This is a genomic window from Lysinibacillus fusiformis (assembly GCF_016925635.1).
In the GTDB taxonomy this organism is placed as follows: domain Bacteria; phylum Bacillota; class Bacilli; order Bacillales_A; family Planococcaceae; genus Lysinibacillus; species Lysinibacillus fusiformis_F.
On record NZ_CP070490.1, the window covers coordinates 2,450,049 to 2,475,851 of the forward strand.

General features: G+C 37.6%; 15 protein-coding genes. 7 read left to right on the plus strand and 8 right to left on the minus strand.

The features are described 5' to 3' along the window. Positions 1-192 precede the first annotated feature (192 nt). Complete coding sequence (locus JTI58_RS12030; RefSeq protein ID WP_205446890.1) at positions 193-591, plus strand: single-stranded DNA-binding protein; 399 nt, start codon at positions 193-195, stop codon at positions 589-591. Positions 592-836: 245 nt separating this feature from the next. Here JTI58_RS12030 and JTI58_RS12035 read toward each other — a convergent pair whose 3' ends face one another. Together JTI58_RS12035 and JTI58_RS12040 are read right to left on the minus strand one after the other, a co-directional pair. Then, the gene (locus JTI58_RS12035; RefSeq protein ID WP_205446892.1) at positions 837-3,602 is read right to left on the minus strand and encodes a DEAD/DEAH box helicase; all 2,766 of its coding nucleotides are present in this window, start codon (positions 3,600-3,602) and stop codon (positions 837-839) included. Then, entirely contained in the window at positions 3,599-5,173 is a 1,575-nt protein-coding gene (locus tag JTI58_RS12040) for a hypothetical protein (RefSeq protein ID WP_205446894.1), read from the minus strand. Before JTI58_RS12040 ends, JTI58_RS12035 begins: the two co-directional genes overlap by 4 nt. Positions 5,174-5,377: 204 nt before the next feature. Between JTI58_RS12040 and JTI58_RS12045 the strand changes: the two genes are divergently transcribed. Then, entirely contained in the window at positions 5,378-5,854 is a 477-nt protein-coding gene (locus JTI58_RS12045) for an IDEAL domain-containing protein (protein WP_205446896.1), read from the plus strand. Between the two features lie 173 nt (positions 5,855-6,027). Continuing rightward, positions 6,028-6,915, plus strand: a complete 888-nt coding sequence (locus JTI58_RS12050) for a flagellin N-terminal helical domain-containing protein (protein WP_205446898.1) — start codon at positions 6,028-6,030, stop codon at positions 6,913-6,915. 257 nt (positions 6,916-7,172) lie between these two features. On the opposite strand, the gene JTI58_RS12055 is transcribed toward JTI58_RS12050, so the two are convergent. Beyond that, positions 7,173-8,396, minus strand: a complete 1,224-nt coding sequence (locus JTI58_RS12055) for an IS110 family RNA-guided transposase (protein ID WP_205444362.1) — start codon at positions 8,394-8,396, stop codon at positions 7,173-7,175. Between the two features lie 495 nt (positions 8,397-8,891). Here JTI58_RS12055 and JTI58_RS12060 point away from each other — a divergent pair, with 495 nt between their 5' ends. Together JTI58_RS12060 and JTI58_RS12065 are read left to right on the plus strand one after the other, a co-directional pair. Beyond that, entirely contained in the window at positions 8,892-9,803 is a 912-nt protein-coding gene (locus JTI58_RS12060) for a hypothetical protein (protein WP_205446900.1), read from the plus strand. After that, a complete protein-coding gene (locus tag JTI58_RS12065; RefSeq protein WP_205446902.1) occupies positions 9,800-10,789 on the plus strand; it encodes a coiled-coil domain-containing protein in 990 nt (329 codons plus the stop codon). The genes JTI58_RS12060 and JTI58_RS12065 overlap by 4 nt, the downstream gene beginning before the upstream one ends. Before the next feature lie 86 nt (positions 10,790-10,875). Here the strand turns inward: JTI58_RS12065 and csaB are convergent, their stop codons facing one another. From csaB to JTI58_RS12090, 5 genes are all read right to left on the minus strand, one after another. Next, positions 10,876-11,970: a polysaccharide pyruvyl transferase CsaB gene (csaB, locus tag JTI58_RS12070; protein WP_205446904.1), complete on the minus strand. Its 1,095-nt coding sequence runs from the start codon at positions 11,968-11,970 to the stop codon at positions 10,876-10,878. Beyond that, positions 11,970-13,883 carry a DUF5693 family protein gene (locus JTI58_RS12075; protein ID WP_205446906.1) on the minus strand — a complete coding sequence of 638 codons (1,914 nt, stop codon included), beginning with the start codon at positions 13,881-13,883 and terminating at the stop codon, positions 11,970-11,972. The genes csaB and JTI58_RS12075 overlap by 1 nt, the downstream gene beginning before the upstream one ends. 20 nt (positions 13,884-13,903) lie before the next feature. Beyond that, complete coding sequence (locus JTI58_RS12080) at positions 13,904-15,460, minus strand: putative polysaccharide biosynthesis protein (RefSeq protein ID WP_205446908.1); 1,557 nt, start codon at positions 15,458-15,460, stop codon at positions 13,904-13,906. Further along, positions 15,457-16,197 carry a WecB/TagA/CpsF family glycosyltransferase gene (locus tag JTI58_RS12085; RefSeq protein ID WP_243456394.1) on the minus strand — a complete coding sequence of 247 codons (741 nt, stop codon included), beginning with the start codon at positions 16,195-16,197 and terminating at the stop codon, positions 15,457-15,459. The genes JTI58_RS12080 and JTI58_RS12085 overlap by 4 nt, the downstream gene beginning before the upstream one ends. A gap of 343 nt (positions 16,198-16,540) precedes the next feature. After that, positions 16,541-18,391, minus strand: coding sequence for an S-layer homology domain-containing protein (locus tag JTI58_RS12090; protein WP_205446910.1), 1,851 nt, complete (start codon positions 18,389-18,391; stop codon positions 16,541-16,543). Between the two features lie 637 nt (positions 18,392-19,028). Between JTI58_RS12090 and JTI58_RS12095 the strand changes: the two genes are divergently transcribed. Then, complete coding sequence (locus JTI58_RS12095; protein ID WP_205446912.1) at positions 19,029-22,307, plus strand: S-layer homology domain-containing protein; 3,279 nt, start codon at positions 19,029-19,031, stop codon at positions 22,305-22,307. Between the two features lie 80 nt (positions 22,308-22,387). Continuing rightward, positions 22,388-24,943 carry a hypothetical protein gene (locus JTI58_RS12100; protein WP_205446914.1) on the plus strand — a complete coding sequence of 852 codons (2,556 nt, stop codon included), beginning with the start codon at positions 22,388-22,390 and terminating at the stop codon, positions 24,941-24,943. The last annotated feature ends 860 nt before the right edge of the window (positions 24,944-25,803 follow it).

Sequence of the window (25,803 nt, forward strand, 5' to 3'; positions counted from 1 at the left end):
AATTTCATGAAATAGCATTTACTATTACAGCCTAAAGCATTCAGCTAAAAAATTAATAAAAAATAGAAAAACAAAAATGTTAATTTACCCAATTTATGCTCAAAAACTGAAGGAAATTAACAATATTGATTTTTGCTAATGCCGGAATCATTTTGTAAGATGAGAGCAATCAAAAACAAAGGAGGTGAACGGATGAATCAAGTCGGATTGGTTGGAAGGTTTACGAAAGACCCGGTGTTACGTTACTTATCTGGAAATCGTGTGCAGACTCATTTTTCACTAGCCATTAACCGTAATTTTAAAAACAATCATGGGGAAGTAGATACAGATTTTGTTTTCTGTACAGCTTGGGGAAGGCTTGCAGAGAACATCGTTAAATATTGCGGTAAAGGTTCATTAATCGGTGTCAATGGCCGTATTCAAACAAGGTCATTTGTAAATGAGGAGAACACGAAGATTTTTATGACTGAGGTAGTGGTTGAGGATGTTAGATTTTATCAACTTAAACAAAGAGATAGTGACGAAACAGCTATTGTACCGTCGCAGCCACCGAACGAACAGGAAGGCTTAAAGGATTTTGTCTTACCTTAGCAAGGAAAGTTTACATACGGGGCAAGAGAACATTCATTGTCTGATCCGCCATTCTCCTTATATTTCTTGCACCGTAACAGCAGAAAGGAATGATGTGTACTACTAATAATAAACATTGCTGAAGACCGCACAGCAATGGAATTTACAACACAACTAAATATGAATGATGAAGTAAGTAGGGAAAAGAAGTAGCAAGTTCCACTAAAAGAGCGCCAAGAACTATTTGCTCTTGGCGCATCTCATTATTATATATCTAATGTTATTAAATCGCGGAGTTCTTGATCTTCTAACTCGGTCAACCACTGGCTTGATTGAATAAGCTCTTCCGATAATGCAGATTTCTGCACCAGCATTTTATCAATTTTTTCTTCGATCGTACCAATTGTCACAAATTTATGGACCTGCACAAATTGTGTCTGTCCGATGCGATAAGCACGATCTGTTGCTTGATTTTCGACAGCGGGATTCCACCAGCGATCCGCATGTAAAACATGAGTAGCAGCTGTTAAATTAAGTCCTGTTCCACCTGCTTTTAATGAAAGGATAAATATAGGGAAATCTCCTGCCTGGAAAGCCTCCACTAAGCGATCTCGCTGCTGCTTAGGCATGGCACCAGTTAAAAACGGTGCATCTACATTAAATAATTCACTAAAGCAATGCTGTAGCAATTGTCCCATGCCAATATACTGTGTAAAGATGAGACATTGCTCCCCATTGTCCACAATCTCAGCTGCCATTTGTACAATGCGCTCCAGCTTAGTTGAACGTGCAAGCATTGTTTCGGCATCCTCGAAAGGTTCCTTTAAATATAAGGCAGGATGATTACATAGTTGCTTTAATTTACTGAGCATCTTTAAGACGCGACCCTTTTTTTGAAAGCCTGTTAACTGCTCTAGTTGATCAAGTGTTTCTAAAATATAGCCCTCATAGAGTGAAGCTTGCTCTGTTGTTAATGGACAATATTCATTCGATTCTAGCTTATCAGGTAAGTTAAGCTGTAAATGTGGATCACGCTTTGTACGACGCAATAAGAATGGCTGAATTTTAGCTCGAAGCTTCTGCTTATGCGATTCTGATTCGTCCCGTTCAATAGGCAAAATAAATTCTTCATTGAAGCGGCCAAAGCTACCTAGATAGCCCTTATGAATGAAATCAAAAATAGCCCATAACTCAGATAAACGATTTTCTACAGGTGTCCCAGTGAGAGCAATGTGATGGTCACCTAGCAATTTACGAATGGCTTTTGATTGTAATGTTTGCATATTTTTTATATTTTGTGCCTCATCGAGTACAACTGTTGCCCAATCGATATTCTGTAAAAATTCAGTATCCTGTGACACAGTACCATAAGTTGATAAAATGACATGTGGCTTTTCTGCTGTCACTAGCTGTTTAAAATCTTCATCCTTTGCTCGATTTGTTTGATAATGCGTATGCACAATCAGGGAAGGAGCAAATCGAGCAAGTTCTTTTTGCCAGTTCCCAAGCACTGAAGTGGGACAAATAATGATGGATGGCTTCGTGTAATCAGCTGCGGACTCATAAATATGAAGTAAATAGGTAATCAATTGAACCGTTTTTCCAAGGCCCATATCATCGGCTAGACAAGCACCGAAACCTTGTTGACGCATAAAGACTAACCATTCAAAGCCCTCTAATTGATAAGGGCGTAATTCGGTTTGTAAGGACAATGGGATTAGAACGGCAGGCAAGCCTTTCTTCTCCAAAAGCTGCTCCATGTATGCTTTTAATGATTGTTGTATTTCTAATGCAAAGATTGGATCATCTCTCAGTGCATCATCTGCATCTTCTTCCTCAAGAGGAGCAGACAAGTCTTCTGGTAACTCTCTAAATAACAATTCCCGAACAGTCCAGCTTTCATCTTCAGCCTGCTGCATTAATTCACGCATTTCTTGCATCCAATTGGCGTCTACTCGGAACCATTCAGTTCCAATACGAATAAATTCACGTTTCTCATCCACGAGCTTTTTAAATTGCTCAGCTGAAATCGTTTGTCCGTTCATAGAAAACTGCCATTTAAACGTTAAAATATCATCTAAACCTGCTACCTTTCTTGTGGAGACATTACTAGTTGTGACGCGTATTCTAATTTTGGATTGTTTTAAATCCTTTAGCCATGCTGGTAGTACAACATCAAAACCAAGTGCCTGCAATCTAGCGAGATCCTCACGTAGGAAAGAGCGCACTTCTAAATCTTCCAGTGTCACACGAATAAAGATGTCACTATTGATCGTATCGGTGGATAGAAGTTCTACAATTTGCTGTTGTTGCTGCGCAATTTCAGTTGCAAACATTCGCCACTTTGTAGGTAGTGCTTCTTCTATAGGTAAGGATTGTTTACGAATAGCAGGTGTCCAGTAGTTTTTTGTTGTAGCAGTACTTAGGACCGTTTCTAATAACCATACATCGGCATCTTCTTCTGGCTCACTTAACCGTAAAGAAACGGAAACAGCTCCAGCTTGACGAGCTTGATCCAATGGCCAGCCGCCTCGTAGGAAAAAGGGTAGTAACTTTGGTAAATCAGCTAGTATTAGCCCAACCTGTGAAAGCTTTTGCTGTACAGCTGTTTCCAATAATGCTGAATCTATATGATCAATAGGAAAACTTAATGATGAAAAATCATCTGCAATGACAGCATGTGACCAAAGTGAAGGCTCTTGCCAGTATTCCTGTAAGGCGTATACTTTTTTCAACCATTCCATACTATCTTCATTTGCACCAATCCAACTGATAAAGGGGTGCTGGAAGCTTGATGAAAAAATATCTAGTAACTCAGCTGTAGAAACCTCAATCGTAAAATCAGCCCGATTTGTTAATAATCCATAAACATTTGCCTCATAAGTAAAGAATAGCGAAGAAATTAATGTATCAACATCGATTGTTGTACCATTTGCAGTAAAACCCTGCAACGTAAAATATCCTTCCCGAGCTACTTCAATACGGAGCTGTTGTGTTTTGGAAAAAGGGGAAGGAGCATTTATTGTCATCATACTAAGTTTCCTTTCTCAATTTCTTCTTGTAACGCACGGAGTCGTTTATATTCTGCACGAATGGTTTGCATATATGTTTCAAAATAAGCTACTTTGCCAGCCCGTTTTGCAGCGCTACGCATACTTTTCCAAATACGCACAGCCTGCTTATAATTTAGTCGTGATTTTTGAGCAATTTCAGTCATGGCATAGACATGATATAAAGGTAAAACAATTGCAGGTTCAACCTGTAATACATCCTTTAATCCACACATTTCTAAATAGGATAGAGATGATGGGTTTAATTGATGGAGAGCTGCCCATTCACGATAACGTCCTTTTTTTATTAAAAAACTTGAGAACGGCTGTAGCCCATACACACCAAAGGCACTGTATAGCATTGCTTCCTCTTCATCTGTAAGCTGTATCTCGTCAAATAAAAGTTGGAATTGCCTTACGTATTGGGCACGCTGAACAACTGGAACGACTTCCTGTAGAAATTCTTCAGTCAAAGGTAAAATTGCTCGTAAAATGACTGCTAATGAATAGGACTCACCAGCACGTTGAGCAAAAGTAGCCAGTTCAAACAAATCCTGCATTTGTGGTAAATCAATCTGTGCCAAACTTTCAAGCAGCAAATCTTCTTTTTGTAATAGCACATAAAATAATAATTTTAGCGATTGTAGAGAAATTTCTGCTGAAGGGTGATCAAGATTATTTATAAATGCCAATTCCTGTTCACGTCGAGGCTTCTCATAAAAAAGCACTGCCCACAGCAGCATGTATAGACGAAGTCGGTTAGCGAAAAGCCCTTGTCGTTCTAATAAAAATTCTCTTACTAGCTCTTGGATGGCATCATAAAATGGGTCAGTTGCAAACAGACGTGACCGATTAGAAAGCTCTGTGAGAATGCTCTCAAAAGATTGAGTGCTTTGATCGATAAAATATTTCATATAGGGTGAATCTAACGAATGTCCAGGTGTTTCATTTAAATGCCGCCATATCGAATTAAAAATAGCTAGCTCCATATACAGCTTATAAAGGGGTTGCCATTCACGCTCAAAGGGCATATGTCGACGAAGACGTTCCAATGCATCGGTTCTTACAGCGGAGAGCCCATAGCCTTCTAATACGCGCCCAGGTGGTAATAATCGTTTCATCACCTCATCCACCATCATCGACCAGCTTTGCGGGCTGCGTTCGTCTGCTAAAAATTTTAACTGAACTGATTTTTGAGCACGCCAAGCACTCGACCAATTTTGAACCGAATCAAAATATTGATAGAGAGCGAGTAAAGCACCTATTTGATGTCGGCACCATTTTGCTTGAGGACAGCTACAGTGTAGCTCTTCCTTGGAAAAATCAATTTCAACAGAAGCGGGTCTGACATCTTGAACACTTGCATATAATATAGAACTCGCTCCATTAAACCGTTCAAAAACAATGGATTTATTCCTTACAGAAAAGACAGCACGACGCACTAGTTCCTCATCCTCGGTGGAGGAAGGATGTAAGCCTTGTTCAGCTTCTTTTAATTTAGTCAGCACAAATGCTTGATGTTCCTTAGCTAATTGCGATATAGACAATGCCATAACCTCACTCCTTTCATCATGTATGGCTATAGTTAACATTGTTAATTGTAAAAAAGGAAAAAAAGACTGTCCTTCCATTATACGATTAAAATGCAGTAATGATAAGCTGAATGATCAGAAAGAAAAAAATGAAATAAAGATAGTTAACAAGGCTTTTGATTTGTGTTAAAATCTGAATAATCAGATAACTAGGAGGGGTGAAGGATGATGCAAGTTCAATACATGAAGCCGTTTTACACAAAAGTTACTGGAGATAAATTACGTCTCGTATTTGCTTATCAATATTTCTCTATTTTAAAAGAGAATGAGATTTTCCATTTCATTCCCATAGAAGGTAAAGAGATGATCATCAACATGAAGACACAGCAAATTGAAAATTTATCTGAGGTATTTGTTTTCCAAAAAGGAAATCGTTTTATTCGACTACCACTTTATCAACTATTGCTTATTACCAATGTTCACGAGCATCTAGCACCAATACTTGAAAGCGCTACACCAAAGCAACAAATTCCGATGGTTTCTACTGTGACGGTTGGCGAGATCGATCAGCTTATTGCAGAGCTAGAGGAGAAAAATTTGGATCATTTAATTGATCAGGCATTATTAGAGAATGATAAAGTACTCTTTTTCGAGTTGCTACAGCAAAAGAGCCATCAACTTGGAGGTTTCAAAATTGAATAGATGGATTGTCCAGTAAGCACCTACTTTTCATAAATGAAAAGCAGGTGCTTTTATGATGTGGTTAATCAACTATAAAATGTTAATAACTCATAAAAAAATAGAAACAATTTCCAAAAATAAAGTCAATAGATGAGGGGACGAACCGATATATAGGTCAAGAAGGTGGTGAAATCATGCTTGGTAAGTGGTCAGCAACGGGGATGGCGATCCTGAATAATATGAATCGTCATTATGGTGCGATGAGTAAAGCCGTGCTACGAATTTCTTCCGGTTATCGGATTAATAGTGCGGCGGATGATCCGGCTGGACTGGCGATTTCTGAAAAAATGCGTGCACAAATTCGTGGATTGAATATGGCAGCTAAAAATATACAGGATGGTATCTCTCTTGTGCAGACGGCAGAGGGCGCATTAAATGAGACACATGCCATGATTCAGCGTATGCGTGAGTTAGCAGTTGAGGCAGCCAATGATACATTAACAGATGAGGATCGTAAAAAATTAGATCTGGAGTTCCAGGAATTAAAAAAGGAAATTCAGCGCACATCGACCGATACAGAATTTAATACGAAGACATTACTCAATGGGGATTATGAAACAAATGGCATTAAGATTCAAGCAGGCGCCAATGCAGGGCAAAATATAGAATTATTTATCAATGGGATGGGGTCCGAGGCACTTGGTTTGAAGGATGCTTCCATTGCCACTCGTGAGGAAGCGGAAAAAGCCATGTCTTCAATGGATGAAGCCTTAAAACGAGTTTCCAATGAACGCTCAAGACTTGGTGCCTATCAAAACCGCTTGGAACATGCCTACAATGCCAATGTGAACACCGCAGAGAATTTACAAGCAGCAGAGTCTCGAATCCGAGATGCAGATATCGCAAAAGAGATGATGAATATGGTGAAGGCGCAAATTTTGATGCAAGCAAGTCAATACGTGTTAGCCATGCATATGCAGCAAGCACAATCGATATTAAAATTATTAGAAGTAGGAAAAAAGAGGCTGGGACAAAAAGAAAAAATGTTAGACCAAGATATAATTGGTCTAACATTTTTTTGATTTAGGAAGGCATATTTAACTTCTTAAAGTGAAAAAGCTATTATCAATTTTTATTGTTTTTCAATATAATCGAATTCTGTCCCAGCCTCTTTCTTACGATTAGTCAACTTTATTTAATGAATAATTTATATTTTTATGAGTGTGAAGTGGTGAGGGATATCCCTCATCACTTCACACTCATTTTTAGATACGCCAAAAAGACCTGACGATTTTTATTTTTTTCGAAAGGTCATTATGATATAGTTCTATGTAGGTGATTACGATTTCTGAGCTGGTAGTGCGGACTCATAATCGTAAAGAATGCCATGCGTCAGTAACTGAAATGTCACTTTCAGAAACTTATTGATGCAGGCGATGATCGCAACCTTATGAGGCTTCCTCTGAGGTTGCTTTTTTAATTTGTAGTAATAGTCCACAAAATGATTCGGTTTTCCTTTAGCCATAAGCATGGCGCACACCATAAAATATAAAATCTTTCGTAAATGTTTGTTTCCTCGTTTATTAATTCTGTCTCGATATTGCATATTCCCAGACTGGTACCGCATAATATCAATGCCTGCGTAAGCGTTCAGTTGTTTCGCATTTTGAAAGCGGTGGATGTCACCAATCTCTCCAATTAATCGGCACGCCGTTGAATCGCCAATTCCAGGAATCGATCGAAATACTAGATATTCTTTTCGTCCTTCCGACAATTCCACCATCTGTTTCACAAGCGTATCTTTCTTCTCTTGTAAATCCGCAATGCGAGCTGCGTAATCTCGTGCTTGATCACAACGAATATCTGTTGGTTTAATCGCGGGGTAACTATTTTCAGCTGCTTCTAATAATGTAATAGCTTTAGCCTCCGCACGCATTAGCGAGAGGTTTTTTCGCGTATTGGCCTTTAAACGATTTTTAATCATCGTTTTTGAATGGGCTTGTAAAAGTGCGGGGTGTGGATAGAGTTGTACAATATTTAAAAATAGTGCTGAACTCGGTGTAATCAGCTTTTCTAATTCTGGAAAACTCAGCTGTAAAATGGCATGCATTCTACTTTTGAGTAAAATGATTTCTTCATCAATTTCATCGTAGTAACGAGTCAGTGCACGCATCTGTTCATAATAATCGTCTTGTATGTACGTTATTTCGCGTTCCATTTTAAAATGAGTCTTCGCAAGTTCATGGGCATCACTAGTATCGGTTTTATGACGACGCATCGTTGCCATCTGTAAATTCGCTTCAAGTGGATTCATGCGGCAGTATGCGTAGCCGTAATCTTTGAAAAATGCTTCGATAGGTTTTGAATAGGTACCTGTTGCTTCAAATACGATAGCTGGTGCTTGTCCATCTTGTTTTGACATCTCTACTATTCGTTCGTGTAATCGCTCAAAATCACCGCGTGTATGAAGTAGCACACCTTCGAATTCACATTGGCGGTGACCATCATAAATCGCAACAGTACTTTTTCCTTTACTGACATCTAACGCAATAACATGTTTCATCTCATTCTTCTCCTTTTGACCAATCATAGAAGCCTTCACAGTACCTTATCGATTCCACTTTCTTATACACGATCTCTTGGACCCAACATACTAAACTGATTCATATAAGGGCATGAAGTTAGCCGGTTTAATATACGGACTCACAAATGGTCCCAGAGGCTGGTCGGCTTTTCTTCACTTCTACTATAAAAAAATAGTAGCACAAACCATGGCCTTGGTTTGTACTACTAATGTTAGTATGTTTCTTTTGAAGAAAAATTAATAATTTGGTAAGAATTATATTAAAATTTATTATTCGTCGCTTTAAAAATCCTTTAATATTTACATCATTTCTAGTGACTATTTTCAACCAAAAATATATTAAAACATCTTCACATGATTCTATTCGATTAACATTAGTTTCATAAATACAAGAAAAAACACCTCTGTATATTGTAAATTTTGGATGTTAATATATGATAAATATATCAATTAAATTAAAGGAGTATACCAAAAATGTTAAAGGATTTAGTTATAGATTTGACCGAAAACTATCATGATTTGGGCCATAATGGTAGCTCTGTTGATGCAATGATGGATTCTGTTGCTGGGATGGGGCATCGTATTAAACATGGGCATGATGCACAAGGGCTAATTGAGGCATATCAACTTGAAGGTATAGAGGGGATTGGACTTTGGTTTGACCATATGACAAAAGACTTTACCTCCCCAGCAGGCATCCCTTTACCTTTTTCGGAAGCTATTTATAATGTTAGCGGTATGCAAATGAATACGGCGATTGATTGGCTTACAGTAAATGCCTTCGATGCAGGTTCGCTTATTACACAAGAGATAGCCTTAAAATTATCAAAAAACAACCCAAAAGCATATAAAATAGCGTTTCTTCTTGGCTCTGGCATAGGCATTATTGATGATAATCCTCTTATTGTTGTTGCCAATACATTACGTCTACTAAAACAAGGAAAATTGCATCGATTAGTAAGGGATTCTTCAATACAATTTTTGAACCGTACAGCTCAAATTGCGGGGAGGGTATGTATGGGCACAGCCGCCATTACACTAAGTGCAGGTGTTGTTGGTATAAATATCCCAGAGAATATAGAGGAACTTGGTGATAATTTTGATTTGGTAGAAGGATTATCAGATGTTGCGGATATTTTAGATGGAGTGGTTTCTTTTGGTGTGATGTTATTAGTTTCAAAAGGGATTAAGGGTTTAGCAAATGAATGGAACAAAGAGTTAGTTGAAGAGGTACAACTTATTGAAGAGGACTTGGCCATGTTTAAATCATTAAAGCAACAAGTAAGTAATGGTGCTTCACTATCAGTAATCGCCCTATTAATGGACGATATGAAGCAGCGTAATTTGTTGCCAAATAAACAATTGCTTTTAGGTGATATACAATGATCGGTGCGTTGGTAAATACGTATAGAGGATTTAAAGATAACCATGATTTAAAAAACCGTAGATATATTTTAGAAAGAGAGTTAAGTACAAATGACTCTATCGATAAAATACTGGACCAAATGGAGGATCCTTTTGAACGAATACTAGCAAAAAATCAGCTTACTTTAGCAGAATTTATGAATGAACGGCAAAATGATCAATCTATGAAACAAATGAAAAAAATGTGGGAGATGGTGAAAAAGCAAATGACAGCAAATATCCAAGCAACAGAAGAACAATTAAACAATGTAAATGCGACAAAGTTAGATATTGCTCGAATTGTAACAACCTTGACTCAATTATCAAATGAGCTTGATTTGGAATTAGAAGATGTAAGGCAGCGAATTCCATTAAATAGAAATTTGCAAATTAAATTAGAAGATCTTCAAAATCATCCTCTGATTATTTCTTTAAAAAAGCAGTCAGGTAAACAGCAAATCGATTTATTAAAATTCAAACAGGATATTACTCAATTTACACAAGAATATCATCAATTTAAAACACAATATAACAAAGACTTTGGTGAAAATAGAAATAGTGTATTATTATTAAAATTTCAATTGAAAAATTCAACTGAGCGAATTGCTGATTTAGAGGAGAAACTATTAGAACATACGGTGGCAACTGATCAATTAGAAAAAGTTATGAATAACAGAATGACGCAGTTAAAAAAACAAGATGAAGGCATTCTAAGTAAGGTAGATTCAGTAATAAAAGAGCTTTATACTACCATGGATGAATTAAATGAACTAAAAAAGGTTGTTGATATACGAACATCTAAAATAGAATCACTATTACAGGATCAATATCAGCAATGGACTACTCGTGCACACAAGCTAGATCAGTCCATCCAAGAGCACTCAAGACATACTAAAATGACTCTACTAAAACTAACTGTTCCTTTATATGTGATTGTACTAGGCATTATTATTTTTTTATTTCAATAATTAAATGAAAACGAAAATGTTTTTGTTCACCTAAGACAATAAAAGATGAATTTCAATATTTACTTTTGAAATTCATCTTTTATTAATTATATTCTTCTTTGTACTTTTGAAAAAGCTTCAATTGCTAATTTAGCTGTTGCTGTTGCTTCGTCTTGCAATGGGATGACAGCCTGGCGCATTTTTTCTTGAACCGTTGTATAGGATTCAAGGATTGCCACAGCTTGTTCAAACAATGTCACACCATTCCAATCATCTACTTCGACATGACCGATTACAGGTTGTTCAACGATATCAGCAAATGCATCAATTTTCGGATCATAGGAAATCGCAATAAAAGGTGTGGCATAGATTGCAGAGAAAATTAAGGAATGTAGTCGCATACCTATTAATAGTTGCGATTGACCAATCACGGCAATTTTCTCCTCAATGGATAAATCAGCAGGTGCAATCAAGCTCTTTTCCTTCATAAGTGCTGCTACTTCCTGTGAAGTGATAAAATCATGCTCTCCATGCATAGGGAGGAAGACGATTTGCTCACCCTGACGTGCTAATTCATCTAGGCTGTGTGCGATTTTTTCTTTGTAGGCAACAGCAGAAGGCCAGTCACGAACACTTACCGAGATATAGCTATCGGCTGACAAAGATTCATTTTCTAGCCAATCACAATGAAAGTTATTACCGTTTAGTCCCATAACAGGGTCGGGTACTATCATTGTTTCTTTTCGTACGCCGATCTCTGTTAAAAGAGCTAGAGAGGCTCTATCCCTAACGGTTATTTGCTCGACCTTATTAAAGACTGTACGAACAATGAATTTACTAAGCGAGTGATTAATCGGACCCATGCCTTGGGCGTAAACAAATACTGGTTTCTTCAACCATTTGGCGATTTGAATAACGCCCGCATAGTAAGGAATAGTTTTCATGCCTGTTTGATCCTGCATGAGGCTACCGCCACCACTAATAAGTCCATCTGCTGTCTTAAGTAATTGGCGAATTTCTTTCATTTTCCAACGATTAACGGCTTTGACACCATATGTTTGCTCAGTAGCTGCTGGGTTATTAGATAATACCGTGATCTCTATATCATTTTGCCACTTTTTGAGAGATTGGATGATGGACAGTAGAATGGCATCATCTCCGACATTCTCGAATCCATAATAGCCAGATAAAACAACGTGCATTATGACCACCTCGCGATTGCCTTAGAAACCCAACGATAACCGATTTTGAAGAGTAGGATAAACACTAGTCCTACTACAAGACCAAGAGATGCGCTGTACAGTGTACGTAAGACAGAAACAGCTACTGGGATGTGTAGGTGAGTAAACGTATTCATGATGGATAAGAAACCGATAACACCTGGTACAAGGAGAATGCTACCCCATTTGCGATTAATCCCCATTACATATAACGCTAAAATAAAGAATGGGAAACCAATTAAAAATTCCTTCGTTCTTGGACGAACATACAATGTATTTTCTAGCCATTGTCTAAAGGCTAATTCCATATCACTTACAGAGCCAGAGTTACCTGTTCGGCTAATGTAAAATAATCCGACACCTGCCAACACAACGAGTAGTAGCACATGCCAATATTTTAATTCTTTATTTAACAATGTTACCGTATTCGATAAAGAGTTCTTAATGTTTTGATCCGCTAGTCGGTTAATCTCAATCACTGTAAATAATAAAACACCCATGATTGGAATAAGATAAACAAGCTTAACCCCTTTAAACACAGCAAAGCCTGTCATAAAGGCATTACCATTCAATAAGCCAATAACAATAACAATGCCAATAACGCTAATCGCTACAGCTTTTAAGTATTGGACCAATATGTTAGACAGCTTCGTAGAACCTTGCGCCGATTTGATGACTGCATAGGTTGGTGCAAGGACTGCAATAATGAGTGCAAATGCTTGTAAGAAAAGGGTACTTTTTAGGATAAAGTACGCAATGGCTAGTACAGCCATAAAGCCAGCTGCTGCGATACGAAGAGGCAGCCATTTTACTAATTCTGAAATGATAAAGGTAAATAAAATACCTGCTACTAATACGGCTGCTGTAACCCAAGCTGGTACGGCTACTTTATCAAACAGCTTTGGTTCACCTGGTTGGAAATGATCTGGCATTGTGTCATGCACGCCATTTAAGTAATCAATCGTTTCTTCTACATTTTCTTTGGCATTGCCTGTTGTTTTAATATGATAGAAGATGGAGCGAATATTACGCTCTTTGACAGCACGTGTTGTACGGTCAATACTTGCATTTAACTTTAATTTAGTCTCTCTGTTGACATTGATACTATGCAAACGAATCATATTGTAATCCGTCATTTGAGCGATTTTACTTTCACCTTTAAGTGGGTTACTTTCAATTGTGTAGAAGTAATAGCCAGCATCATTTAATTTTTCAACTAATTGATTGCCGTCTTCTTGTCCAAAACCAATAGCTTCATCACCTTGACCAAGTAAGCGGCCAGCAGAAGCTTCTTTTAAAGCGACTAATTGATTAACCAACTTTACATTAGCTACTTCATTATCTGCATTTTCTACCTTAAAGATGTGAGCTAGTCCATGCTTACTAATCATGTCAATAGCAGGCTGATCGTAGCCAATTGGTGTTTTTAAATCAAAATTGTGGTTAGAAGCAGGAAGGAAATAGAAAGCTTCTTCTCCTATTTGTACTTCCGCTGGTTCAACGCTCTCCATGATCAGCTTTTGGTAGCTTTCATTTTCAGGCACTCGAATATAATAGCCACTATTAGAGATATCTACAGCATCTTTATAAGGTGTAAACAATAATTGTGCGGCCAATTCACTTTCTTTATAAACGGTAATTAAGTTTTGCTTTTCCATTTCCTTTAATGTTAAGGGCTCTAGACTCACAGTATTCAGTCCAGCATCCTTTAATGAGGAAAGGATTTCATCCATTGTTAGGTCGCTATTTTTTTCTGCGGTTTGTATTTCATCATAGGGAATGACAATCTCATAAGCATCATTCGATTGCTCCGCATTCCACCTCATCATGATACCTGTAGAGGAAACGACGAGTAAAAGAACAATGATTCCCCAAAGCCATTTCTGTTTTGACATAAGTGTCCTACCTCTCTTATTTATGAAAATCTTTTTCCGATAACAGGGATTTTCTTTAAATCTTGTTTATGAATAGCTTTCATCAGCCATAGTAGAAGGAAGTAAAGAGCCCCTCCAACTACGATTGCGACAGTTAGATAGCCCATAGCTAACATTCTTGACCAATGTGTAAAGTCAAGCCAAAGTGTTGGTAATCCAACTGCTGCTCCCATTACAATCGAAGACACAATCATTTTTACCGTATCTTTTCCAAGGACAGTAAAGCGAATCGTACGATAAATAAAGACAGAATTCACAATAAATAACACAAAATACACTAGCAAAGTTGCATAGGCAGCACCATCTAAACCGAATGTCTGAATAAGGAAGATGTTAGAAAACACCTTAAGGACAACACCACTCAATATAATGATAGCCCCTGTTTTGGCAGCATTCATGCCCTGTAGAATACCTGTTCCAAGCAAAGTCAGAGATGTAAAGACAGAGCTAAGATTGATGATGGCTAACATTAAGCTTCCCTCTAAGTCTTTAAAAAGAGCTAAATTTAAAGGCAAGGTTAAGGCTAGTAGTCCAATCGCAGCTGGCCATGAAATAAGATGTGTCATACGATGGGTTTGTTCGATAATTTTGCGTGTTTCATCCAATTTACGTTCAGCTAGCTTCGTTGTAATGAGCGGTACAAGCGGTAAGATAATCGAAGAAGCAAAAACAGTCGTAATTTGAACTAATGTTAGTCCTCGACCATAAATACCATAAAGGTAACTGATCTCACTAGCATCTGCACCAGCACTTCTTAAGCCATATGTAACCGTAAAGGAATCTACAAAGTTAAAGAGTGCCATTGTGACAGAACCAATCGCGATTGGAATGGAAATTTTTAAAATGGTTTTACTGTATTTAGAGAAATCCTTACCAGAATATTTCTCCTTGCTCGTCACTTTTACCGAAGAACGGAAATATTTAAAGAGTAAATAGAAAAGTGAGCTGAGAGCTCCTAGTACAGAGCCTGCCATAATCCCCCCAGCTACGATATCATTCGAATAATCCATCGCAACTAGGAAATACGCCACAATTAAAATTAACGCAACACGTACTAACTGCTCAATCACTTGCGAGATGGCAGTAGGTCGCATATCTCCAAAACCTTGGAAAAATCCACGATAGACAGCCATATAGGGCGCTACCAGTAATGTGAGGGCAACAATAATTAAGGCAATCTCTGTTGAAGGCCCACCAAGTGCATTCGCTATCTGCTCTGAAAAGCCGTAAATGATTGTAAAACTAATGACGCCAAAGGATAATGCAAGGATTCTTGCAGTCACATAAATTTTCTTAATTTTGGCAGTATCATGACTCGACTTGGCTTCCGCAATCAGCTTTGAAATAGCGATAGGGATACCTGCAACGGATAAATAAAGTGCTACCATATAAACAGGATAGACAAGACTAAAAATACCGAGTACTTCATCACCAGCAATATTTTGAAGTGGTATACGGAAGATACTACCGATTACTTTAGAAAGTAAGGTTGCAATCGTTAAGATGAGTGTGCTTTTAACAAATGTTGACTGACTCATTTTGTTTTGCCCTGACCTTTAAGCTTTAATGCAAATACCTTTAAAGCGAAGCGTGGAAGTACAAGCATTCTGCCAAATCGACTTGGCTGGCGTAACAGTCGATAGAGCCATTCAAGATTTAACTTTTGCCAAATAACTGGTGCACGTTTGACAGTGCCAGCGATGACATCGAAGGAGCCACCTACACCGATAAATACACCCTTTGAAAATTTCTCAAGGTTTTCCGTTATCCATTTTTCCTGTCTTGGTACACCTAATGCCACAAATACAAGATCAGGCTGTAGAGTAGCAATTTCTTTTGCAAAATCATTATTATTCCAGTCGAAGTAGCCATCATGATAGCCAACGACATCAACGTTAGGATAGTTCTTATGAATATTGGCAACCGTCTTTTCGTTGGTTTCCTTTTGAGCACCTAATAAATAGATTTTAAAACGCTTTTGTTGACCAACTTCCAACAGACGTACCATCGTATCATAGCCTGTTACACGCTCTGGAAGTGAATCACCAAGAATTTGAGCAGCCTTAACGACACCAATGCCATCCGCACAAATGTAAGTTGCCTGCTTTAAGTAATTCATGACAGTTGGATTTTCATTTGCCTGCATGACAACTTCAGGATTGGCTGTCACAACGAAAGTTTTTTCTTGCTGTTCAATACGATTAACGAGTAAATCAACAAACCCTTGCTGACCAATATGTAAAAAGGGTACGCCCATAATCGTTACATGCCTCATATAGTGTTCAAACCTTTCTGTAATTCCATTTTCACTGCAATCTATCATACCATAAAAGCAATATTGACAGGAAATTTTCGATAATGGGCTTAACGGGGATTAACTAGGGTATAGCTCTCATAAGATAACGAATTTTAAAAAGAATATGGATCATCATATGAAGCTTTTTAGCGCACTTTTTAGGCGTAGAAATTTACTAAATTTTAGGGAAACATTTTGAAAATGATAGCCTAAAATTTCGAGTTTCTTCTATTATATAGCGCTTACATCTCCGTGATAAAAAATGACCAACAAAAAGAGTGCGAATCATCATCGCACTCTTCTTTGGCGCCTTCTATTAAAATCATTTTTTTACAATATAATCGCCATGCACCCAGCCTGTTTTTCCGTTGTAGATTACCTGATACCAGGCATCATTTTTTACAAATTCACCTTTATCGTCTACAACGCCGATAATAAAGCCATTCGGTTTAACAGTACCTAAAATAGCACTCGTAGTAGATGGTTCACTTCGGACATTTAGTGTAATGTTCATGTTGACAATTTGTAAACCATTTTCAAGACTCACATAATCATCAAGCACCCAGCCTTCTTGTCCATTGACACTTACTTTCAACCAACCACCATTTTCACCAAGGACCTTAATGGAGGTATCCTTTGGCAAATTCGTAATAATCGAAGCATTATCTGTTGTATTTGGATATGTTCTCATATTGAGATTAATCGTTGTCTTACCTATTGCTCCAGCTAAACCTAAATCCATTGCATATTGCTTCGTTGGGCTTGGTAATGAAGGAGCGGAAGATTGACTTTGATAAGCAGGTACATCAAACACTAGATTAGTTGTCGTATGAGCACCAATCAATTCATAAATGTCATAAATCTTTTTCGCTTGAATGACGGCCCACATCACATGTGTTGCATATTGATGGACTGTCGGGTTGTCAGGATTCCAACGCATTTTATAGAGCGTATCTTGACCCTTGCTAATGTACTGGTCCTTTACAAATTGGGCACCACCGATAATGGCATCCTGAACAGTAAACCAACCATTTGTATAAGCACGCTCAGCACCGTACTTATTAGCATCGGCATCAATAGCGCCAATACCGTAAGCATTGTAAGTTTTCTTAATAGCGGTTAATTTATCGCGATTTTCTGGTGTCGCCATCATCGGTTTGCCATTTGTATCTAAGCCAACCTCAATCCCTTTAATAAGTGCAGAACCACCATTGGCTGTTTCATGTAAGGCGTGTGAGACCAAATAAATAGCATTGATCTTATTGTCGATACCAGCCTGAATGAAGGCATCTGCTGTACCAGCTAAGCTTCCTTTATTTGCAAGTACTTTATCATTCAGCTCTTTTGCACTCAGGTTATTGACAACAGTAGATAATTTTAGGAATTGATAATAAGATGGGCTATCCTGCATAAAGCTTTTTGGGTGTACATAGTATGACACTAGTGCCTCGTTAGCCGTGAAAATGCCAGCACCATCGACCTTTGGATTATTCTTTGTTTGTTTACTCACTACAGAAGAGTAATCATGTGAGTAATTCGTCGTCATGTATTGCTTACCACCTGTCCCAGGCGCTTCCAGATGGATTAAACGATAGAGCACGGTAGCTGCCTCTGCACGAGTTGTTTGAGCAAGAGGTGCAAATTGATTATTCGGCTTCCCAACAAGTAGTCCTGTTGAGACGACAGCTTGTACATCTGCATAGGCCCATTTGGCAATACGTGCATTGTCACTAAAAGCGATAGGGGAGGAAGATGTGTTGATGTTTTGATAAGTAAGAGCTCTTTTTAACATAGCCGCCATTTCCTGACGATTAATGTGATTATTCGGATGGAACTTGCCTTGCTCGTCACCTTTAATTAATCCGTGATAGCTTGCTTGCTCAACCACTCCATAATACCAGTCACCTTTTTTAACATCTGCAAAGGTTGCCTGACTAGAAGCTGCTGGCAAGTTCAGGGTTCTGACAAGAAAAGCAGCAAATTCAGCACGAGTGACAGCATCATTCGGACGATAATGGCCGAATTCATCACCCTTCATTAAATCGTTGGTAATGAGATAGTTCATTTCATGGTAGGCCCAGTGCTTTGAAATATCTTCTGCTGAAGCGGTAGTAGGGGCAAGATATAACATGCCTGCCAAAACTGCTCCATAAAGAGGAAATTTACGTTTCATTTTTCAAGCTCCCTTCAATAGTTGATCATGTTCTATCAAACTATCAAAAGTGTAGCATAAAAAGTGGCAATCTATTATTACAACATGGGGACAGATAGAATTGATTATTTACTTAATAAAGAAGAAACTCGTGAAGTTGGTGGGGGAGTGGCAGAATTCGCTAAGAAACGCCTTCTATATTTCTGTTTCTTTACAATTATAACTAAAATATTACGGGAGTCTTTAATTTTTGACAATTTAGTAACCATTCCAGAAAATGCTTGGTTATTATTGAGAGTAAGGTATAATAGGTAACGGAACTATATGTTACCAATACATTTTAGACAATAAATAGATGGTAGCTTATTGGTATCTATTATATACCATAATAGGTATGGTAAAATAAGCTTTCATAACTAAATTTATGTCCCAGTGCTTGAATTTAGGAAAAGTTAGTGTTATATTATTGTAGAAAGTGAATAAACTTACTAGAATGGTATTCTACTACTCTTTTTCTAGTAAATTTACTAACAAATTTGCTTTAGTTTTGTATTATTCAAGAAAGCTATAATACATACATTTAGGTAACTAATAAGGCGGTACTATAGTTTTCGTTGGATTAATATCAATTTAAGGAATTTTAGGGAGGAATACATTAATGGCAAAGCAAAACAAAGGCCGTAAGTTTTTCGCGGCATCAGCAACAGCTGCATTAGTTGCATCAGCAATCGTTCCTGTAGCATCTGCTGCTCAATTAAATGACTACAACAAAATCTCAGGTTACGCGAAAGAAGCGGTTCAATCACTAGTTGACAACGGCGTAATCCAAGGTGATGCTAACGGAAACTTCAACCCACTTAAAACTATTTCTCGTGCAGAAGCTGCAACAATCTTCACAAAAGCATTAGAATTAGAAGCTGATGGATCTGTAGATTTCAAAGACGTTAAAGCTGGCGCTTGGTACTACGATGCAATCGCAGCAGCTGTATCAAACGGAATTTTTGAAGGTGTTAGTGCAACTGAATTCGCACCTAACAAATCATTAACTCGTTCAGAAGCAGCTAAAATCCTAGTTGACGCTTTCGGTTTAGAAGGTAGCGAAAGCCTAAGCCAATTCGCTGATGCTTCTTCAGTAAAACCATGGGCTAAATCTTACTTAGAAACAGCTGTAGCTAACGGAATCTTCACTGGTTCTGAAGCAAACGGTAAATTAAACCTTAACCCTAATGCATCAATCACTCGTCAAGACTTCGCAGTAGTATTCTCACGTACTCTTGACCTAGTTGACGCTGAAACTCCAGTGGATGCTTCTATCAAAGCTATCAACAACACAACTGTTGAAGTAACATTCGACGAAGAAGTGAACGTTGATGACGTAAAAGCTTCAAACTTCAAAATCGATGGTTTAGAAGTTAAAAACGCTTCTGTTAAACAAACAAACAAAAAAGTTGTTGTTTTAACTACTGAAGCTCAAACTGCTGACAAAGAATACGTTTTATCTTATAAAGAAGAAGAAATCGGTAAATTCAAAGGTATTGCAGCTGTAATCCCTACGAAAATCGATGTAACAACTACATCAGTACAAGGAGTTATTGGTAAAGAAGTAACTCTTAAAGCTCAAGTTACTGTAGCTGAAGGTCAATCTAAAGCTGGTATCCCAGTAACATTCAACATCGTAAGCGATAACGCTAACGTGAATGCTAAAATCGAAGTTGAAGCTTTAACTGATGAAAACGGTGTTGCTTCTTACTCTTACACTCGTTACTACGAGCACAACGATAACGTAGCAGCTTACGCTACTAGCAAATCTTCAGTTTCTTCTACTGGTAAAGTATACTGGGCTAACAAAATTCAATTAGCAGTTTCTGAAATCACAACTGGTAATGAATTAGCTAACAATACTAAAAAATCATACAAAGTAGTTGGCGCTAAAAACACAACTTACTATGTAGCAATTAAAGAAAACTTAGAAGTAAATCCAGATAAAATTGTTGACGTTAAAGTACAAGATCATAACAACAGTAACTTTGTAACTCCTTATGAGTTAACTACTGGTAAAGATGAATATGCTAAAGTACAAACAAACGCTAACGGTGAAGCAACATTTACTCTTTGGGGTTCTAACTTATCTGCAACACCTATCGTTTACTTACCATCATCAGTTAACAAAACTGTAACTGATTTATCTTACTCTAAACTTGCATTACAATCAGAAGCTCCAACAGTGAAATTCTCAAAAGTCGATAAATTAGCGATTACTGTTGCTGCTGAAGGTACTGCAGAATCTGCAGAGTTCCTAGCAGAACCAAAAACTTACGATCAAAACTCTGTAGGTGGCCGTAACTACACTGTTACTGTAACAGACAAAGATGGTAAATTAGCACCTGAAGGTACAGTTGCATATGTAACATTTGAAGACGGTAACTTCAAAGGTGATGTTTACTTCTCAACTGCAAAAGAAAACTTTGTAAAAGTAACAGCAGATACTCCATACAAAGTAACTGTAGGTAAAGAAGGTAAAGCACAATTCCACGTAGCTGGTAAAGGTGCAACTACTTTCGCAAAACCAACTGTATTCCTAAATACATCTGGTGACAAACTAGCACTTGACAAAAACGATGTGCAAGCTGTATCTGAAGTAACTTACTTCAAAGCACCAGTTGTGAATAATGCAAAATTAAAAGTAACTGATGAGTATGGTCGTACAATTTCATCTACAACTGCTGGTAAAGATGCGTTCTTCACTTACCAATCTGTAGACCAAAATGGATTTGACTACCGTCCAACAGGTTATAAAATTACAGGCGACACAACTCAATTAATTTGGGAAAAAGTAGTAGCTCCAGATGGTACAATTGCTTACATTCCTAAATACGTAACAGTTACAGGAGAAACAGTTTACGAATACAACTTAGCGTTTGATGTAACTTCTACATTTGGTAATGCAACTGTAAAAGATGCTTCTGGTAAAGTATTAGCTGCTTCTCAAAACTTAGGTAATACAAAAACTTACCAAGTAAAATCAGATGCATATGGTCAAGCAATTGTTCGCGTTACAACTGACACTGCTGATACAGTAAGTGTTAACGTAACAGGTGCAAGCAATATTCTTCCAACTCAAACTGCTTCTGTAACATTTACAAATTCATCAGTTGTACCTTCACTTTACACTGGTGTAGTAGATTCTTATGATTCTATTAAACGTACTCTTAAATTTGCAGGAAAAGATGCAGTATCATACGCTGGTGAGAAAGTTTACTACCGTAACCTAAACAACACTCCAATCGCAACTGCTGAAGACTTCGAAAAAGCTTTAGCAAATGCAACTGGTACTGTTCAAGTAACTTATGAAGTAAAAGATGGCGTAACAACATTCTACATCTACAGCGTGGCTACTACTGGTAACAAACCAGTTGATACAGCTGCAGCACAACCAGGTGCAGAAGCTTTAGCAACAGCTATTAAAAATGCAGAAAATGCTAACCTTAAAGAAGCTGATTACACTGCAGAATCTTGGAAAGTATATAACGATGCATTAGTAGCAGCAAAAGCTGTAGCTCCTACAGCAGCTGACTCTGTAAAAGCAGCAGCAGCAAAAGCTTTAAATGATGCTCGTACAGCACTTAAATCAGTTGTACCAGTTGGCGTAACAGCTATTACTTCTGCAACTGCAGTAGCTGACGAAACTTTCTTAGGTCAATTATTAGGAAACTTTGACTACACAGTAGCTGGTACAGTTGCTGACGTAAAAGCTACTTCTATTGAACTAGAACTTACTTTAGCAGACGATTCTGTAGTTGCTCGTACAGTAACTATTACTCCAGATGCAAGTGGTAAATTCACTGTTACATTCAGTGACAATGATTATGACCACAAAGTAAAAGCTATTAAAGCAAAAGGCACTGAAGGCGCAGCAACTAACGTAGAATTTAAATAGTTCAAAGAAACTATTAATATCTGTATAGACCTAGATTAGAAAATCTAGGTCTATACTATAAGTTTGGGAGGAAATAATAGATGAAAAAGGGTAAAATTGTGAAATTCTCTGCAGCAACAATGGTTGCACTATCAGCAATCACTCCAGTAGCAGCATTTGCAAACGAAACTGAAACTACAGCTCCAGGTTTTTACACAGGAAGCACTTTTGTTCCAGTAGCAGACTTTGCAAAACTTTCAAAAACAGCTAAGAAAGCATTTTTAGCAGAAAATATTGCTGCAAACGCATTAGTACTTGTTCAAAACGGTAAAGTTTATGACATGACTAAAGAAGAAATCCAAAAAGCTCCAGCTAACGAAGTGGAAGGCTTAGGTAAAACTGTAGAAGAATACACTGCAGAAACTGGTAAAAAACTTACTCCTAATGGAATCGTTGAAAGTATTGCTGGATTAACTGTTAGTTCGGTAAGTGCGATTAACGCTACTCAAGCTGAAGTAACATTCAACAAAGAAGTGAAAGAAGTTAAACCTGCTAACTTTAAAGTTACTGATAAAGACGGCAATCTTGTATTTGTTAGCAAAGTTGAGCTAAACGAAGCAAAAACAGTTGCTACTTTATCTTTCTTTGATAAGTTTGCAGATAAAGGTATTTACACAGTTGAAACATCTGGCGTAGCTGATGCAGCTGGTAATACAATCGAAACATCTTCTAAAGCATTCGAATATGCTGCGGCAGCAGTTTCTAAAGTTGAATTCACTGCAACTACAATTGCTCCAACTGCTAACATTAAAGATTTGGTTAAAGTTACAGATGCTTTAGGTAGAGACATTACTAAAGAAGCTACTTTAGTATTTGAATCTTCAAATGAGGCAGTAGTGAATAGCTCTACTGGAGCACTATCTGCTGGTTCAGCTATTGTTGTAGCAAAAGTTAAAGTTGGAGACACTTTTGTTAAATCAGCTCCAACAACAATCACTGTAAAAGATGCAACAGCAACAACGTTTGCTGGTTTCTATGCTTATACAGGTGCAGCTGCACCTGACACAGACGCGTTTGCTAAATTAGATGCAGATAAGAAGAATGACTATGTCTATGTTGGTGGAGCAGCATCAAAATTAGGTCTATACTACAAAGACCAATTTGGTAAATCAATGAATGTTGCTGAGAAAAATGATGTAACAATCACAAACTTAACACCAAATGTTGTTATCGTTGAGAAAAATTCTGTAGATAATACTTTAGATATCAAACCTATCTCAGCTGGAGAAGGATATGTTAAAGTCAAAAACGGTGATTTCGAGCAAACTATCAAAATCACTGTAAGAGCAGAAGCAAAAGTAACTTCTTTTGAAGTAGAAAAAACTGAAGTTGCTGTAGGAACAAATGCTGGTGTTAACAGCCAAACAATTAAAGTTGCGTACAAAGATCAATTTAATGCAGAGGCTACTCCAGCTGCTTCTACACTTAAAGCAACAGCAGCAGACGATACAGTTGTATTAGCAACTCCTGCTAACGACGGAAAATCTGTTACTATTACAGCTCTTAAAGAGGGTGCAACTACTGTAGAATTAAGCTACAAAGTAGATGCTGATACTACACTTAAGCAAACAATTAATGTAACAGTAACAAAAGCTGGCGACCTTTCAACATACACTGTTGAAAATGCTGCTGCTAAGTTAGACGTAAATGGTGATGTATCTGATACGGCTAAAACTCCTGAAAAATCAGTAGTAAAAGTATTTGCAACAGATGCAAATGGCAATAAAATCAACCCAATCACATTAGATGGTACTGATAACAAATTAGTAGCTGTTGATAAAGATGGCAAAGCAGATTCTTCAGTTGTTAAAATCAATGGCGATAACATTACTGTTGAAGCTGTAAAAGCTGGAACTGGCTATGTACAAATTAAAGTTGGTTCATTAGTAGTTGATACATTGACATTTGAAGTAGTAGATACAACTGAAGTTGCTAAAACTGCAACATTTGACAGTCTAGCTATCGTTCTAGGTGAAATCGAAAATGACGCTACTGTTGCTCTTAATGCTAAACTTCAAGATATCGTTAAAGTTAAAAACCAAGATGGCAAGGACTTAACTGGATTTACAAAAGGGCAATTAGCTTTCGAATACACTATTACTAATAATAACGGTCTAACTCTTGGTGGTACTGCTAATGCAGAGACAATAACAGCACTTACAGAAGCAAATGCTTCAGCAGATATCGTAGTAACAAAAGTAACTTATGATGGTGGAACAGCTAACCTAATTTCATCACCTGTAGTTGTTAAACTATCTGCTAAGGATACTAAAGCACCAACATTGGATGCAGGTGTTGCTATTACAATTGATGGAGCTAAAAAGAAAGTTACTTTAACATTTACTGAAGCAATTACTAACAACCTTGTTGACATTCCAGCTCTAAAAGCTGCTGTTACAGTTGCGACTGATGGTGAAACATACGTTGCACTTGGTGACGATGATTCAGTAACAGTATCAGGAAAAACTTTGGTAATTGATTTTGATACTGCATTGAATACTGCAACAAACACAATCAAAGTTAATGCAAATGCATTAAAAGATGCTGTAGGCAATAAAACTGTAGAAATAACTACATCTGCAATTGACGCTTCTTAATAAAACTAAACGAAACGTTACTTCATAAGCTAGTTATCTAGTGAAAGAAGTGGAAATTGACCTCGTGGATATAACTATAAAACGATCTTCTCCATGAGGTCTTTTTTTCTAACTATCGTGCTGTATTTGTCAGGGAAGTTCTGATGCGTGATAAACAGTTCCTAATGATCACGAGCCTAATCCTCCTGCATCCAGTGAAGAGCTATCTCTCTGAAGGGGTGAAGTCAGGTAAAGTCGTACTTAGGTGAAATTCCTGGGGCGGGGCTCTTTAAAAAATGACTATGGCTAGGAAGACGAATCCATGTAGGCTGTATGTGACAAGTGCATGTGTGAAATTGCTAGGAGCTCGCATGTATTTCGATGATCTGCAATGATCATCTGAGCATTCGAACAATTAGGAGCTGTTAAACGGATGATGTGCATACTGTATAGTGGGAGCCTAAGGTCATTAAAAGAAGGGAACAACACGATGGAACGTTTGAAGTCTAGTAGGTGGAGGTTAGATAGAACCAGTGATACCTAGTAGATGGCAGCGGGTTCATAGTAGTGTGGATTGCTAGCCGTTTGGACTTGATTGGTAACAGTCGAGAAGGGTAAAACTAGCAGGAGCGAAGGAACCCAGTCAGTGAATAGATTCAATACTTATCTCCCAATTAGTATTAAACCGAAATAAAATATGTATAGAACGGTCATGTGAAATGATTACAAGTAATTGTAAAAAGTTTTTCATGACTGTTCTTTTTTTAACCTAATTTTACCTTTGGTTAGTATAGTTGAAGTGGGAGATAAATATTGAAGGGAGTGTTTCATTGACGGATCGCCGTGTGCGATGAAAGTCGCCTGCATGGTGAAGGCTCGTT

Coding starts and splice junctions, on each gene's coding strand:
- JTI58_RS12030 (WP_205446890.1), top strand. CDS start 193: ATGAATCAAGTCGGATTGGTTGGAAGGTTTACGAAAGACCCGGTGTTA.
- JTI58_RS12035 (WP_205446892.1), bottom strand. CDS start 3,602: ATGATGACAATAAATGCTCCTTCCCCTTTTTCCAAAACACAACAGCTC.
- JTI58_RS12040 (WP_205446894.1), bottom strand. CDS start 5,173: ATGGCATTGTCTATATCGCAATTAGCTAAGGAACATCAAGCATTTGTG.
- JTI58_RS12045 (WP_205446896.1), top strand. CDS start 5,378: ATGATGCAAGTTCAATACATGAAGCCGTTTTACACAAAAGTTACTGGA.
- JTI58_RS12050 (WP_205446898.1), top strand. CDS start 6,028: ATGCTTGGTAAGTGGTCAGCAACGGGGATGGCGATCCTGAATAATATG.
- JTI58_RS12055 (WP_205444362.1), bottom strand. CDS start 8,396: ATGAAACATGTTATTGCGTTAGATGTCAGTAAAGGAAAAAGTACTGTT.
- JTI58_RS12060 (WP_205446900.1), top strand. CDS start 8,892: ATGTTAAAGGATTTAGTTATAGATTTGACCGAAAACTATCATGATTTG.
- JTI58_RS12065 (WP_205446902.1), top strand. CDS start 9,800: ATGATCGGTGCGTTGGTAAATACGTATAGAGGATTTAAAGATAACCAT.
- csaB (WP_205446904.1), bottom strand. CDS start 11,970: ATGCACGTTGTTTTATCTGGCTATTATGGATTCGAGAATGTCGGAGAT.
- JTI58_RS12075 (WP_205446906.1), bottom strand. CDS start 13,883: ATGTCAAAACAGAAATGGCTTTGGGGAATCATTGTTCTTTTACTCGTC.
- JTI58_RS12080 (WP_205446908.1), bottom strand. CDS start 15,460: ATGAGTCAGTCAACATTTGTTAAAAGCACACTCATCTTAACGATTGCA.
- JTI58_RS12085 (WP_243456394.1), bottom strand. CDS start 16,197: ATGAGGCATGTAACGATTATGGGCGTACCCTTTTTACATATTGGTCAG.
- JTI58_RS12090 (WP_205446910.1), bottom strand. CDS start 18,391: ATGAAACGTAAATTTCCTCTTTATGGAGCAGTTTTGGCAGGCATGTTA.
- JTI58_RS12095 (WP_205446912.1), top strand. CDS start 19,029: ATGGCAAAGCAAAACAAAGGCCGTAAGTTTTTCGCGGCATCAGCAACA.
- JTI58_RS12100 (WP_205446914.1), top strand. CDS start 22,388: ATGAAAAAGGGTAAAATTGTGAAATTCTCTGCAGCAACAATGGTTGCA.